Here is a 13,394-nt window from a genome sequence, read left to right on the forward strand (position 1 = left end):
GGAGGCTTTTTGACGATGCGCTTTTCGGTTAACATGCCGGGGGGCGTTACAAGTGAATCATCGCAGCGGTTTCAGAAAACTTCCCGCTCAATTTTGATCCAAACCCTCTTGCATGTGACGGGGTGATTCAAGTATATGCCGCCCCAACCCCGGTTTCACCTGCGGCTTCGCTTTTGTCCCGCACCCAATCCGCAAACTGCTCGTTCAGCCGGTCCGCCCGCTCCCAGTTGTCCGCGACGATGGTTGCAAACAGCCGGCCCGGGCAACCGTCCCCCGGTTTTTCCGCTTCGGAGGGCAGTGTGCCGGAGGTGTACACCAGAACGCCTTCCCCCTTGTCGCGTTGGTACAGCAGTCCCTCCTCTTCCAGCCAGCCGCAAAGGGAGGCGTAGCTCCAGGGGCGGCTCGCGGAAAGCTTGAAGTAACGGGAAATGCAGGCCTTCCCGTCTCCAAGAACGCGGCCCAAAAAAGAAATGTACGTGGACAAGGTGAACCGGCCGTTGATCTCGATGACGGGATAGAGGACACCTTCCTCGGAAATGATGGAATCCACCCCGGCGACGCCCGTGTAGCCGAGCGCGAAAAGGCGCTCTCCGATCCGTTCGCCGTATTGGCGATACCGGGCTTCTTCTTCTCCCTCCCATTCCGCCGGGAAACGGGAACCAATGTAAACCGTGTCCCGCAGCATTTGCCGCTTGATCGAAAACACTTCCGTTTTGCCCTCGGGGGAAATGTACAGCTGGTAGTTGACATCGTCCTTTTTCGGATACCAGCCTTCCACCAGCCAGCGGGTGCCGGGGCGCCGGCGCGCCTCCCGGCTCAGCCGGGGCAGAAGCGCCGCCAGCTGTTCCGCCCGTTCGATCACGTACAGGCCTTTGCCCGACGCGCCGTAAGGTTCTTTGATGATGACCTTCTCAAAACCCGCAGGTTGACGGGTCAATTGCTCGTAAGCCGCCATGATTTCATCGGTTCCGGCGCATATGCTTCCCCGGCAAACGGGGAGACCGAGGGCTTCGGCCAGCTCGCGGTTGGCGATCTTGTCGTTTACCGCCGCGTTCACCGCCGACGGCGCCCCCGCAAGCGCAAGACCGCACCGGGCGGCGATTTGCTCTTCCAGCTTCGTGACCGCGTAAGGGACAAAGAAAACCGGTTCTTCCGCCGATGCAAGCGCGGAGAGCTCATCCAGCAGCTCGTCGTCGCCAAGCAGCAGCTCGGCAATAGGGGCAAGCGGATCGCTGTTTTGGGGCACCCGGATGCGGGGAATGTCAAAGCCCCACTCGCGAAGCCGGTTGAGGTAGGCCGGATCGGGCGGCTCGCGCAGGATCAGCACATCCTGCGTCCGGCAAAGCAGAAGATTCATTTCCTCCATCCGGCCGACAATGCGGTCCTCGCTCCGGTCGGTTACGCCCGCAGAGACGGGATTCCAATATTTTTCCGCCCCGATGTTCAGCATCCAGACAAGAACGCCCTTTTCCCGCTCCCGGGTCAAAAGCCGGATCAGGTGAAACGGCTCTTTCATTTCAACGCGAAGGGTTCCTTTCCGTCCAGCGGTTGCTGGCCGCGCAAGTAATCCTCCGCTCCCCCCCTTTCCCGCAAAACAAATGACTCCCCGCGGTATTCCATCACTTCCGCCGGAAGCGGATGGCTGAGGAACATCGCCGGGCTGTGCGTCAGTCCGTACGCCCCCGAGCGCTCCACCGCCAGCAGATCCCCCGGGCGGACGGGGCCAAGCCGCACCTTCTGGCCGATCACATCCGTCGGCGTGCACAGCGGCCCGACCACGTTGATCTCCTCCGGCTCGCTTTCCGGGGCTCCGTCGGCCATTGCTCCGGCGGCCTTCATCGTTCCGGCAACCGGCGCTTCGCGGGGAATCAGCCGCATCGGAAAATTATTGCGGACGTACCGGCCGAGAAACGCGCTGGCGGCATGCTGGTTGGACCCCCCGTCGCAAACGGCGAATTTCACGCCGCGGCAGCTTTTGACATAGAGCACCTCCGTCAGATAAGTGCCCGCCTCCGCCAGCAAAAACCGTCCGCTCTCCACGCCGATGCGCACGCCCGCAAGCTGCGGGGCGAACCGGCTCCATGCCGCCGTCAGCTCCTCCCGCAGCTTGTCCGTATCCAGGGCGCTTTCGCCGGGAAAATACGGAACGCCGAACCCCCCGCCCAGGTCAAGAAACTGAAGGTTAAACTGTCCCGCTTCCGCCAAATCCAGCGCCAGCTGCAAAATGGCTTCCATCGTACTTGCGATAATGCTCGCGTCCAGCACCTGCGAGCCGGTAAATACGTGCAGACCGGTCAGCAAAAGCCCCGGCAGCGAGGCCATTTCACGCAGCACCTCGGCCGCCTGCGCGCTGTCAACACCAAACGGCGTCGGCACGCCCGTCATGCGCAGCCCCGCTCCCGCCGGATGGAAATCCGGGTTGACGCGCAGCGCTGCCCGGACGGTCCGGCCTTTTTCGGCCGCGATCCCGCTCAGCAGGCGGGCCTCCTCGACGGACTCCACGTTGACGCTGTAAAGGCCGTGTTCTACGGCCTCCGCCAGTTCGCCGCGGGTTTTTCCCGGACTTGTCCAGATGATGTTTTCCGGCGCATAACCCGCCGCCAGGGCGATGCGCAGCTCGGCGGCCGACGCCACCTCGGCGGAGCTCCCAAGCTTCCTCAGCAGTTGGCAAACGCCGAGCAGGGGATTGCATTTGACCGAATAAAACACTTCGAACTCCGCGGGCAGGCAGCTCTTCAGCAAACGGTACTGCTCCTCCGCTTTTTCTCCGTCGTACGCATACAACGGCGTGCCGTACCGCTCGGCCAGCCTTTGCAGCCGGCTGTCGTCCATGCCGCCGGTCTCCGTCCGCTTCCGCGGCGGGACTTCTTGCAGCAGTTCCGGGTTCATAGAACTCCTCCTGTCGGGGCAAGCGTTCCCGTTTCGCACGCGAACGGCCGCGCCTTCCCATCGTGATAAAGAATACCGTCGCGGCAAAACAGCGGATTGCTGTCGAAGCCGTTCAGCAAAGCGACGATTTCGTCATCCATACGGTCGTTGTTGTAAAGGGCGGCAAGCAGCCGCCTGCCGGGATCAAACGGGTGCGCCACGGCAAGAAGCGCAAAGAATTCGCCGGCGGCCCCGTCCCCCCGGAAACGGATGCCCGCTGCATCCGCCGCGATTCCCGCCGCTTCCAGCAGCCGGCGCTGCAATTCGCTTGGGCGGCGCACATCCGCAGCGACAATCAGGTTTGCACCGGCGGACAGCAGCCGGCCTTCGGCGCCCAGATCGGTTTCCCGAACCGCTTCGTACCGGTAGGAAATATAGCGGTCGCGGATCGGATTTTGCAGCAAGTAAGCGAGCTTGGCCGAAAGCGGGCTTTTGACGGCCGGACGCGCCAGAACGGCGCGTTCCAGATACACCCGCTTGATGCCCAGCTGCCGTTCGTCGACAGGAACCGCGTCGTACCATTCGCGGAATGCTTTCGACGTGACCGGCTCCGCCGCAGCAAGCCTCATGCCGTTCTCCGAGGCTTCCAGCTCGATCCGGGTGTACTCGGAGAGAGACACCCGGGCCGAAACGCCGTCCCCGGTCAGCTCGATTTCCCGGTCCAGCATCAGCTCCCTCCGGTTCAGCATAAGAAGCAGCCGGGTGACGTTTCTCGATTCGACGCGCACCCTCTCCGGCGAATGCACCTCTGCTCCGGCATAGGTCGGCTCGCCGGGAGAAGCCAGCTCCAGGATTTGCAGCCAATGCGATTTGACGAAGCAGGGATCGGGCGGTGTGAAAGCGACACGCTGCGGATAACGCCCCTTTGCCCGGGAGAGCAGCCGGTGCATCAGCTCCCGGGAATTGTGCAGGGTGTTCAGCTCGTTGTGCATAAAGCCGCTGTAGACGGATACGCGGGCGTCCGGAAGCCGGCGGAGCAAGTCGAGAAAACGCGTGGTGTTGAAAAACCAGTTCTCAAAGCCGCACACGGCCAGCACCGGCAGCTCCCCGAGGTTATCCAGCCAGGCGTATTCGGGGTTGTGAATATTCAGCGCGATCTCCCCGGACACATTGGCAAGACCCGCAAACAGATCGGGCATGGCAAACGCGGTCCGGTAGGCTTTGTGGGTCCCGGCGCAAAAGCCGATGGCGTACAGCCGGCCCCGGTCCAGCCTCCATTCCTCCGCGATCCGGGAAATCGTTCGGACCACCCGGATATCGTCCGTGTAGTTTGGACGGCCGATGCCGACCAGTTGCACGATGACGGCCTGCGTGTTCTCCAGTTCCTTGATCCACGGCAGGTCGACGGGAAAGCCGCGGGCCTGCGCGTCATGAAAATAAAAAACGCCGGGATAGCGGTTGTCGGGGTTATAGTCCTTTGGCAAAATGACGGAATAGGTCACATTGCCGTCTCCGGTTTCCCGGGACACGCTCCGGATTTCACGGCGGGGCCCGTCAATCGGCGCTTTTCCAAGCGGCGGGTCCTCCGCCCGGCGTCCAAGCCGATCGGCCAGTCCGGCCGTTTGGCCCAGAACGATTTCCCGCGTATCGCATGGAATGTGCTGGTTCAGCGAGCGAAAGTTCCCGGGAAGCTCCAGCACCTCGCGGAACGCCAGCTTTTCTTCCCCGCGCAGAAGGTCCGAGGCGGCGGAGGCGGCCAGCAGCGCCGGACGTTTCGTCTCCCAATCGCCCGCGAACAGCAGGACCCGCTTGGCGGTCCTTCCGGAAACGGGTGATTTTGCCGCAAGCGCCAGAACGCCGGCGGCGTTTCCGGGAACGCGCAGCACGGCGGCGCGGCCGACCGGTACGCGGACCCGGGCCAGGCATTCGCCCGACGCCGTTTGCAGCTCAACCTCCGCCTCTTCTCCGCCGAACTCCGCCGCACCCTGCCGCAGCTTCATCTCCGCTTCGCGCGCCTTCGGCTTTTCCTCTCCCGCCGCTTTTCGGCCCGTCTCCGCCAAACCGCCCAAAAAACGCGGCAGCACGGCAAAACGCAGCTCGCCGCCGGGATCGGCCCGCCAGCTTTCCGGGTAAATGACCAGCTGCCTGCGCATCCGGGCAAGCCGCTCCGTATCCAGGTACTCATAGCGCTCCCTGCCGCCCGTCAGCCGATCCAACGGCTGCAGGCGCACCAGGAATTCCCGTGCCGTGAGCGGAGGCTCGGGAAAAAGCGGCAGCTCCGCCAGCACCGGGTTGTTCCCCTTCCGCAGACGTGCACCGAGCAGCAGATCCTTGGTCACATAATCCGGGCTGCCCAGAATAGCGGGCTCTCCGTTCACCCAAAGCCGCAGCGGAGACGGCAGATAGGTGATGACGTTGAACAGGACATCGGTTTCTTCCAAAGCGTAAACATTGGTCAGCGCGTACAGATACCGTCCCGGGCGCAGGCCGAACAGCTTGGCCGGGGCGTTTGCGTCCTGAAAAACGCCGGTCAGATCGGAATTGTAAAAGCGCCAGTTTTCCTCCAGCTCCGGCCCGGTAAGCAGGCTGGACTCGGCGGCGAGCAAAACCCGGGCCGTCTCGTCCAGAAACGGCTTTTCATTCCACTCCGTTTCCGGGTCTTTATCGGCCGCCCGCACCAGCCAGCGGGAAAGCGAAGCCGGCTCGCCGGCGCCGAACGTCGCCGGATTATGCAGCGTTACGAGAATCCGCTCCAAGTAACCCCATAGCCCCATCGCGTGTCCTCCTTCGAAGCAATTGAAATAGACGGCTTTAGCCGTCGGCCTCCGAGGGCAGGCGCACGGCGGACGCCGCCGCTGCCGCCGTTTCCCGGCCGGCTTCCCGGCCGAGCGCTCGAAGCAAACGGTCCAGCATATCGGCCATCGCCTGGTCCGACGGATCGCGGACCACGTGCACCGGGACCGGCCCCAGAAGGGCTTTGTCCCGCAGCAAACGGAGGTAGCAAAGCCTCATTTGCTCAAGATAGGCCAGCTCCGTCGCCGGGCAGGCGGCTTCCCGGTGCCTGCGGCTCGGATGGTAAAGCGCCTTCCCTCTCGCCGCGATCCGCTCATGGCATACCGGCGGCGGGGTGTCGAAAAAAACGACCAGGTCCGGCCGCCGGACGGCCCGGCCGCATTTTCTTCCGATGCCGCCCGGCGCGCCGTTGGCCGAATCCCGGACCAGCCCCGTGTAAACGTACCGGTCGGCCAGCACAATGCGGTTTCGCCGCAGCTCCGGGCGGATGGCCCGGCGGTAGCTGCCGAGAAACCCGATCCACTGCAGCAGGCTGTACAGGCGCGGAGACATCAGGCGGAGGCGGTCAATCCTAACCGTCAAGCGCCGCAGAAACCGGTTGGCGTTCCATTCCACGGTCCGCACCTCCGCCCCTTCCGCTTCCAGCAGAAGGCGCAGCCGCCGGATGCCCTCGCTTTTGCCGGAGCCGCTGATGCCTTCGTATACGATCAGAATTCCCTCTGCGGGTCGGGCGGCTTTGCCCGTTTTTTTCACGAACCATCCCTCCCGGCTTTGTCGCACCCGCCCGGCGCGCTCAGCTCCGCGCGGCGCTTGCTTTCGTTCCCGCCAGAGCTTTGGACGCGTAGGCGGCGCCTACGTCGAGCGGCCCGGTCCGGGCCGCGAGCAGGTTGGCATGCAGGCGGGCCGGCAGCTCCGCCGAAAAGCCGCTTTCACGCCAGACCTCGTACCGGACGCCGAAGCCGAGCGCTTCCCAAAGCTCCGTATTCCGCTCCTCGTGGCTGCCAAAAGGCTCCAGCATAATCAGCGGCGTAGCCGAAGCGAACGAATCGATCATGGTTCCGGCTCCCGGCTTGCCGATGATCGCTTTCGCCCTCCCCGACAGCCGGAGCAGCTCGTGGCAGTCGCCGCCCGTCCGGTAGCCGAGCGGCGCTCCGTTCCGCCATTCGCCAAAAGGCGGGAATGTAAACCGGCCCTGCGCATCGCGCCGCCACGGATACCAGTCCGGGTCGGTACGGAACACGCGGTCGTCCGGCCCGGCTTCCCGCTCTTCCTCCGCCTCGTAGGCCACCAGGTCCAAGGCCAGGCCACGGCCGTGCAGCTCGGGAATTTTCTCCCGGTACGTGCCCATTCCCCAGCCTCCGCCATGCAGCACATAACGGTCGTCGCGCTCCCGATAAGGAAGCGGCTCCTCGATCCCCGCCCACAGCGGGTGCAGCAGCTTGCGGCCGTCCGCGTCATACATCCGGATTTCCCCGAAGCCCGCCGCATAATCCGGGCGGTAGTGGCGGACGCTCTCCCAGGAAGGCGGCAGGCTTCCGTCCACATAGACAATGTCCGCCTCCACCTCGGCGGGATAAAGCGCCTCCCGGTATTGGTCCAGCAGGTGAAGCCAATGGCCGGACAGCAGCAGGAAACGCCGTCTGCCCTCGGCAGCCCAGCCGGCTAGCAATCGTTCCGCCGCCGCGGCATCGACGCTTTTGGAGATGTCCACCTGCATGCGCGCGGACATTTTCGCCACCGAAAAGCTCCGGTGGCACGCCTGTTTGCTGCGGAGGATGCCCGCTTGCTTTTCCGGCGCGATCAGCGTCTCGAACACGAAGACATCGGCCTGCCAGCCCAGCAGCTCCAGCCGGCGGGCCAGCAGCAGGCCGGGCACGTACAGACCCAGCCCGAAACCCGAGCAGAGGACCGCCACCTGTTCACGGTTTGGTTGAACCATTGGTCCCTCCCCCTTTACCGGTCCGCCTTCACCGCCTGGAACCGGCGAAAGCCCTCGGCCTGCTTTTCGTCTACGGCCAATATCCGGTTGACGTCGAACAGCCGGGTAAAGAAATCGTACGACCAGGTGGCCGGTTCTTCGTTTTCCACCCCGTACTGATCCAGGTAGGCGAGGTCCTCCGGACGGAGCGCAAGCAGCGCCTCCTCCGGCACCAGCCGGTCAAAGAGCATCCCGAGGTAATGGAAATTGTAATACACAACCTTTTCCAGCCCGTAGCCTTTTACACGCTCAAGCAGCGCGTTCCAGTCGATTTCGTCCGCGAATTTGCGAAGGTACATGTACAGGTCGGCGAATTTGTACAGCTTCAGGTCCTTCAGGCTCGTAATCCAGACCATCACGGTCGCTTCCTTGTACAAGTGGCAGCACAGCTGGATGATGTTGTCGGCATGGTCCAGCCGGTAGCCGGGCGCCCCGTGCAGCTCGATCGGAACCGCCCGCCCGATCAGCTCCGGGGTCGGCACCTTGTAGGGACAATTGCCGCGCCACAGAATGTCGTGATTAATGTCCACCTCTACGGCGGACGCAAACGGGTTGTCGAAAAGCTGAATGAATTCCTGAATTTCGTGGGTCGTCATCTGATGGACCATCTTCGCTTTTCGCGAGGAAACGTGAATTTCATGGCGCCGGGCGTCGTATTCGCCCTGCACGTACCCGAGGCTTTCCAGCGCCTCGGTCACCCCGTTCACGTCGGACAGCTGCATCAGAAAATCCAGATCGTTGAAGGAGCGCGTTTCCAGCGCAGGATACACCGTATTTACGAGCAGATTCCCTTTCAACACCGTCAGGATCAGGCCCCGCTCGGCAAAGGCGCGCAGCACCTCCGTCAGCTTCCCGGCGTAAAACCGGTTCCGCTCGCCGTAAGCGGCCCACTGCAGGTTCAGCACCCGCTTCAGCTCGCCCTCCAGCTCCTCGAAAACACCGAATTTTTTCAGGTTGTGTGTCAGCATGTTCAGCGTGCGGTGCGTGATCATCTGGTAGACGATTTCGCTCCAATCCAGCCGCTCCGCCAGCAGCGCCTCCAGCTTGTCCTTGTGCCTGTCGTCCATTTCCACCGATGCGAGCAGCACCAGCTGCCGTTCCGCCGTCAATTGTTCCCGGTTCATCAGAGGCCTCCTTTAATCAATTCGCTGTATGTTTCGCGCACCTCATGCTTGTTGATTTTTCCGATTACGTTTCGCGGCAGGCTGTCCACGATGTGGATTTCCTTCGGCACCTTGCGGTCCTCCAGCTCCGCGCTGCACCAGCGGTACAGCGCCGCTTCATCGGTTTCCGCCGCCTCCGCTCCCGGCCGCAGGCAGACAAACGCCACAATCCGCTGGCCCAGCTTCCGGTCCTCCACGCCCATGACGACCGTTTCGTTCACGGCCGGGTGCCGCAGCAGCACTTCCTCGATGTCCACCGGATAAGCCCGGCTCCCGCCCTGCATGATCATGTCATCGCAGCGGCTCAGCACATAATACCGGCCTTCCTCGTCCTGGTAGCCAATGTCTTTTACGCGCAGGCCGTGAGGCGTCAAAACCTCCCGGGTCTGCTCCTCCTGCTTGTAGTAGCCGTCCATCACATAATCGCTTTGAACGTAAAGCTCGCCGGTTTCGCCGGGAGCCGCCTCGCTCCCGTCCTCGCGCAGAATGCGGATCCGGCAGCCGCGAATCGGCTTGCCGATGACGCAGGGCCGCGCGACGACATCCTCGTGCTCGCCCAGCGTCACCCGCGCGACCGCTTCCGAAGCGCCGTAAGCGTTGTAGAGCCGTGCGTTCGGAACCGCCCGCGCCGCCGCCTGGTAAATGCCGAGCGGGTTAATCATTCCACCGATCAGAATGCGCTTGACGGAGCTCAGATCGTAATCGGCAAGCCGGGGGTACTCCAGCATTTGCAGAAGCATTGTGCGCACAATGTAAAACTGGTTGGCCTTGTGGGCTTCGATCGCCTTCAGGAAAATCGCCGGATGAAACACGTTGTTCAGCAAAATAACGGCGCCGCCCCGGCTGACGGCCATAAACACATCGCCTGCGATGGGGCTTGCCTGGGCAAGCGACCGCGGCAGTATGGTGCGCTCGCCTTCGCCGAAGCCAAGCCGCTCGGCGATGGCGACGGCGTTTCCGGCCACCGCCCGGTTGGAGAGCAGAATGCCCTTCGGCCGCGAGGTCGAGCCGGACGTAAAGCAGATGCCGAAGGTGTCCGGGCGGATTCCCGGAAGATCGCGCCTGCCTTTGCCCGGCAGCTCGCGCACCCGGAACGATTCATCGGGCTGGAGCTCCAGCACCACGCGAAGGTTCAGCAGGCCGGCCCGGTCGCGGATGGCCTCCCAGCCCTTCGCGTCGGTAATCAGCAGCTCCACATCCGCATAATCTAGCAGCTCGATAAGCGCCATGCCCTTGAACTGATAGGACAAAGAGACAAAGGGCTTGCCCGCCCGGTTCAGGCCGAGCATCCCGGTCAGAAAGGCCGGGCAGTTGGGCAGATACACCCCGCCCATCGTAAAGTCCCATTCGCTTATCAGCGCTTCAAAGGCCAGCGCCCGGCGGTGCATCTCCGCGTAGCTGTAGGCCGTATCGTTGTAAATCAATAGCGGCGAGGCACCGTAGGCTTCGCAGCTTTCTTCAAACAGCCGCCAGGGCGATTCCGCTTGCCGCATAGATCCTTCCTCCTTTGATCCCGTTTTTACCGCCAGCCCCGGGCGTTTGGCCGTTCAACCGCCCGCTCCGCGAACGCTTCCAGTCCGGCGACAACCGCCTCCTCCTCCTGCGCCGCCTGCACAAGCTTCCCGGCCATTTCGCCAAGCAAGGCCGGCTTTCCGGTAATGCCGAACTTGAGCGCCAGATTGGCTGCAATATCGTGGTGGACCGCCGCCCGTTCCAGCAGGCTTACCAGAGGGCGAAGCTCGTCCCAGCCGAAGGCCGGAGCGGCTGCTTCCAGAAACGCCGCAAACCGTTTGCGCTGCCGGGCGACCGATTTGAGCGCCATGTTGTAGTAGACCCGAAAGCGCGCTTTGTCGGCATCGTCCGGCGTCCGGCCGGCCAGGCGGGTCAGGCGGCCGATAAAAGCTTCAAGCGCCGCCAGGCCGCAGAGGCGGCCATGCACGGCCTCCCGTGCCTGCATGCGCTCCGCGCTATGGCGGATCAGCCGCAATGCCGGCTCCTCCGTCAGCCGGAAGCCGGGTGCCACATCCAGCTCCATCCACAGATTGCGGATCGGCCGGCGGATGACGCCCGTCATCGGATTGGCGCTTTCGCAAACCGCGGAGCGGCCGGCGAGAACCTGCGCCGCCGGCAGCGTGCCGTCAAAATCGCTGCTCGACAATGCGTATTTGTCGAACGCTTCGTATTCGGCCCTTTCCACGTCATACCCGGTCACAACCACGGCATGAAGGCCGTGCTCCTTGCGGTAGGCGCGGTGGTACGGAATTTCGAACAGATCGACCACCGCGATGACCGGCTCCCCCCGTTCGAGGCGCTCCTTGAGCCGGGCGTCCGCCACGCGGGCGTCGTCATGGAAATGCTGCCGGATGCGAAACCGCGCAGAGTCCGTCCAGGGAGCCAACTCCGCTTCTCCCGCATACTCGGAAGTTGCCGGAAAGTAACCGTAGGCCAGCGAGGAGTTCAGCTCCTCCTCGGTAAACTCCACCGAAACGGAGTACCGGTTCAGAAAATTGACTCCAATGTAGCCCGTTTCCGGGTCGTGCATGAAATTCAGGTAATCGGCGAGCGCCAGCGCGGGGTCCGCCCCTTTGTGGGCCAGCAGCGCTCCGTAAGCGTTGGCGAAGCAGTCGTTGACATAGGGCCGGTAATACCGGGGCACCCCGGATACGGCAGCGCGCCCGGCGCGGGCGGAAGCTCCGGTATCCATTCAGGCCGCCTCCAGCTTCTCGGCCACATAATCCGTGATCGCGCGCGCCGTGGAAAAAAACTCGCCGGTCAGCGTGCTGCTGTCGAAAACAATGCCGAACGCCTCCTCGATTTCCACCAGAAGCTCGACCAGCACAAGCGAATCGACGCCGTATGCGCTTTGCAGCTCTTTTTCGGGATCGATTTCCCCGCCCGCCAAGGGCGCCATCCTGGCGATAATCCCGCAAACCTGTTGCTCCACCTGCTGACGGTCCATATTGGTCTCCGCCTTTCTCCCGCCATGCGGGCTTTTATTTGTATCTTGCGTTTATGGCCGTAATGCGGCCTTCCTCGGCGGGCTCCACCTCGCCCTTTTCCTGGAGGTACTTGGCGAGCACCTCCCGCAGGAGGCCGCCTTTCCCCAGCTTCCGGGCATCCCGGAACTCTTCGAATTCGTCTCCGCCCGCCGCCAGATAATCATTGGTGGCCACCTTGTAGAGCTTCTCCCGCTCCAGCGGCTTCCCGTCCCTGGTCACGCTGACGAGCCGTTCGCCGGCCGGTTTGGAGCCGTCAAACGTATAAGCGATGCCCGACACCTGCAAAAATCCCCCGTTGCTGGAGCCGTAGGGCCATGCCCGCAGTCCGCGCTCGATGGCCTCGTACACCCGCTCCCCTTTCATCTCCACGGTAATCAGGGAATTGACAAACGGCAGCGGCCGGCCGACATCGTACAGACTGATTTGCCCCTTCGGGATGCTCTCCCGGATGCCTCCTCCGTTCAGGAGGGCCAGGTCGGCCTTCCCTTCCCACCGCATCGCGTCCGTGATCAGATTGGCGAGATTCGTCTCCTGCGTCCGCACATGCGTGCGCATGCCGTCAAGGTCCACCCGGGACGATCCGACCACCTGCTTGCCGCTCTCCAGCGCAAGCGCGTGGTACTTTTCCGCGACCTCCGCCACCGCCTTGTCGGCCTTGGACCGGTTTTTCGTCTGGTGCAGGGACCAGGCCACTTTTTTGAGCCGGCCGTCCTTGAAGTACATTTCCGCCAAACCGACGTGAGTGCTGTAGGAGCCCGCCTCGACCAGATAGGTGTCCCCGACCTTTTCCGCCTTCTTGTACAGCCAGTGATGGTGGCCGCAAAGCACCAGGTCGATGCCCGGCACCTGCCGGACGAGCTCCTTGTCCCGGTCGTCGCCCAAATGCGACAGGAACAGAATCGTGTCGACGTTTTGCTTTTTGAGCTCCTCCACGATTTCCCGGGCCCGCTCGACCGGCTCCTGGAAGGCCACATCCGTTTCGCCGAAGATGTTCATGTTGGACAGCGATTCGGGCACGGTCAGTCCGAAAATGCCCACCTTCAAGCCGTCCATTTCCTTGATGATGTAAGAAGGGAACGCCGCCTCTCCTTTGTACAGGGTGTTGCCCGACAAAACCGGAAAGTTCAGCTCGTCTTTAACCTCAAGCAGCCGCTTGAAGCCGAAGTCGAAATCGTGGTTGCCTGCGGTCATCGCGTCGTACCCCATCAGCCGCGCCGCCTCGACGATCCCTTTGGCCTCTTCGATGTTGGCTTCGTTGGTGCCGTGGAGCATGTCCCCGCTGTCCAGAAACAGGGCGTTTTTGTTGCGCGCCCGGATTTCGTCCGCCACCCCTTTTAGGAGAGGCATGCCCATCTCGACATTGACCTCGTCCAGCGTGTAATACCCGCCGTTTGCTTCGTTGTAGACCAGATTGCCGTGGATGTCGGCCGTGCTGATCACCGCGAGCTTGTTGTCGTAAATGCCCAGCCTCAGTTTCCAGTCGTCAAGCGGCGCGAACCGGAAGGTCAGGTAAGCAAGCCCTCCGAGCAGAAGAACGGCCAGCACCGCGACATTGGCGTACGAGCGTTTGGTTGGCGTCGTTTTCATAGAACC

The 13,394-nt window shown here is 62.8% G+C and carries 10 protein-coding genes; all 10 read right to left on the reverse strand.

All coding sequences use genetic code 11. The features are described from left to right. Positions 1–127: 127 nt before the first annotated feature. The 10 genes from AC6I6H_RS01810 to AC6I6H_RS01855 are packed head-to-tail and all read right to left on the reverse strand — an operon-like array spanning position 128 to position 13,388. Positions 128–1,516 (reverse strand): peptide ligase PGM1-related protein, encoded by a 1,389-nt coding sequence (locus AC6I6H_RS01810; protein ID WP_497950327.1) that lies wholly within the window; start codon positions 1,514–1,516, stop codon positions 128–130. Beyond that, positions 1,513–2,889 carry a type III PLP-dependent enzyme gene (locus AC6I6H_RS01815; protein ID WP_497950331.1) on the reverse strand — a complete coding sequence of 459 codons (1,377 nt, stop codon included), beginning with the start codon at positions 2,887–2,889 and terminating at the stop codon, positions 1,513–1,515. Before AC6I6H_RS01815 ends, AC6I6H_RS01810 begins: the two co-directional genes overlap by 4 nt. Then, positions 2,886–5,642: a hypothetical protein gene (locus tag AC6I6H_RS01820; protein ID WP_497950335.1), complete on the reverse strand. Its 2,757-nt coding sequence runs from the start codon at positions 5,640–5,642 to the stop codon at positions 2,886–2,888. Before AC6I6H_RS01820 ends, AC6I6H_RS01815 begins: the two co-directional genes overlap by 4 nt. A gap of 37 nt (positions 5,643–5,679) precedes the next feature. Then, positions 5,680–6,414 carry a dTMP kinase gene (locus AC6I6H_RS01825; RefSeq protein WP_497950339.1) on the reverse strand — a complete coding sequence of 245 codons (735 nt, stop codon included), beginning with the start codon at positions 6,412–6,414 and terminating at the stop codon, positions 5,680–5,682. Positions 6,415–6,454: 40 nt separating this feature from the next. Continuing rightward, the gene (locus AC6I6H_RS01830) at positions 6,455–7,600 is read right to left on the reverse strand and encodes a UDP-glucuronosyltransferase (RefSeq protein ID WP_497950341.1); all 1,146 of its coding nucleotides are present in this window, start codon (positions 7,598–7,600) and stop codon (positions 6,455–6,457) included. 14 nt (positions 7,601–7,614) lie between these two features. After that, positions 7,615–8,763 carry a nucleotidyltransferase domain-containing protein gene (locus AC6I6H_RS01835; protein ID WP_497950343.1) on the reverse strand — a complete coding sequence of 383 codons (1,149 nt, stop codon included), beginning with the start codon at positions 8,761–8,763 and terminating at the stop codon, positions 7,615–7,617. After that, the gene (locus AC6I6H_RS01840; RefSeq protein WP_497950348.1) at positions 8,763–10,295 is read right to left on the reverse strand and encodes a class I adenylate-forming enzyme family protein; all 1,533 of its coding nucleotides are present in this window, start codon (positions 10,293–10,295) and stop codon (positions 8,763–8,765) included. Before AC6I6H_RS01840 ends, AC6I6H_RS01835 begins: the two co-directional genes overlap by 1 nt. Positions 10,296–10,321: 26 nt before the next feature. Further along, the gene (locus tag AC6I6H_RS01845) at positions 10,322–11,506 is read right to left on the reverse strand and encodes a BtrH N-terminal domain-containing protein (RefSeq protein ID WP_497950351.1); all 1,185 of its coding nucleotides are present in this window, start codon (positions 11,504–11,506) and stop codon (positions 10,322–10,324) included. Then, on the reverse strand, positions 11,507–11,761 hold the full coding sequence (locus AC6I6H_RS01850) for an acyl carrier protein (RefSeq protein WP_497950355.1): 255 nt from the start codon (positions 11,759–11,761) through the stop codon (positions 11,507–11,509). It abuts the gene before it with no gap. 34 nt (positions 11,762–11,795) lie between these two features. Continuing rightward, positions 11,796–13,388 (reverse strand): bifunctional metallophosphatase/5'-nucleotidase, encoded by a 1,593-nt coding sequence (locus AC6I6H_RS01855; RefSeq protein ID WP_497950359.1) that lies wholly within the window; start codon positions 13,386–13,388, stop codon positions 11,796–11,798. Between the last annotated feature and the right edge of the window lie 6 nt (positions 13,389–13,394).

The organism is Gorillibacterium sp. sgz306347, assembly GCF_059735245.1.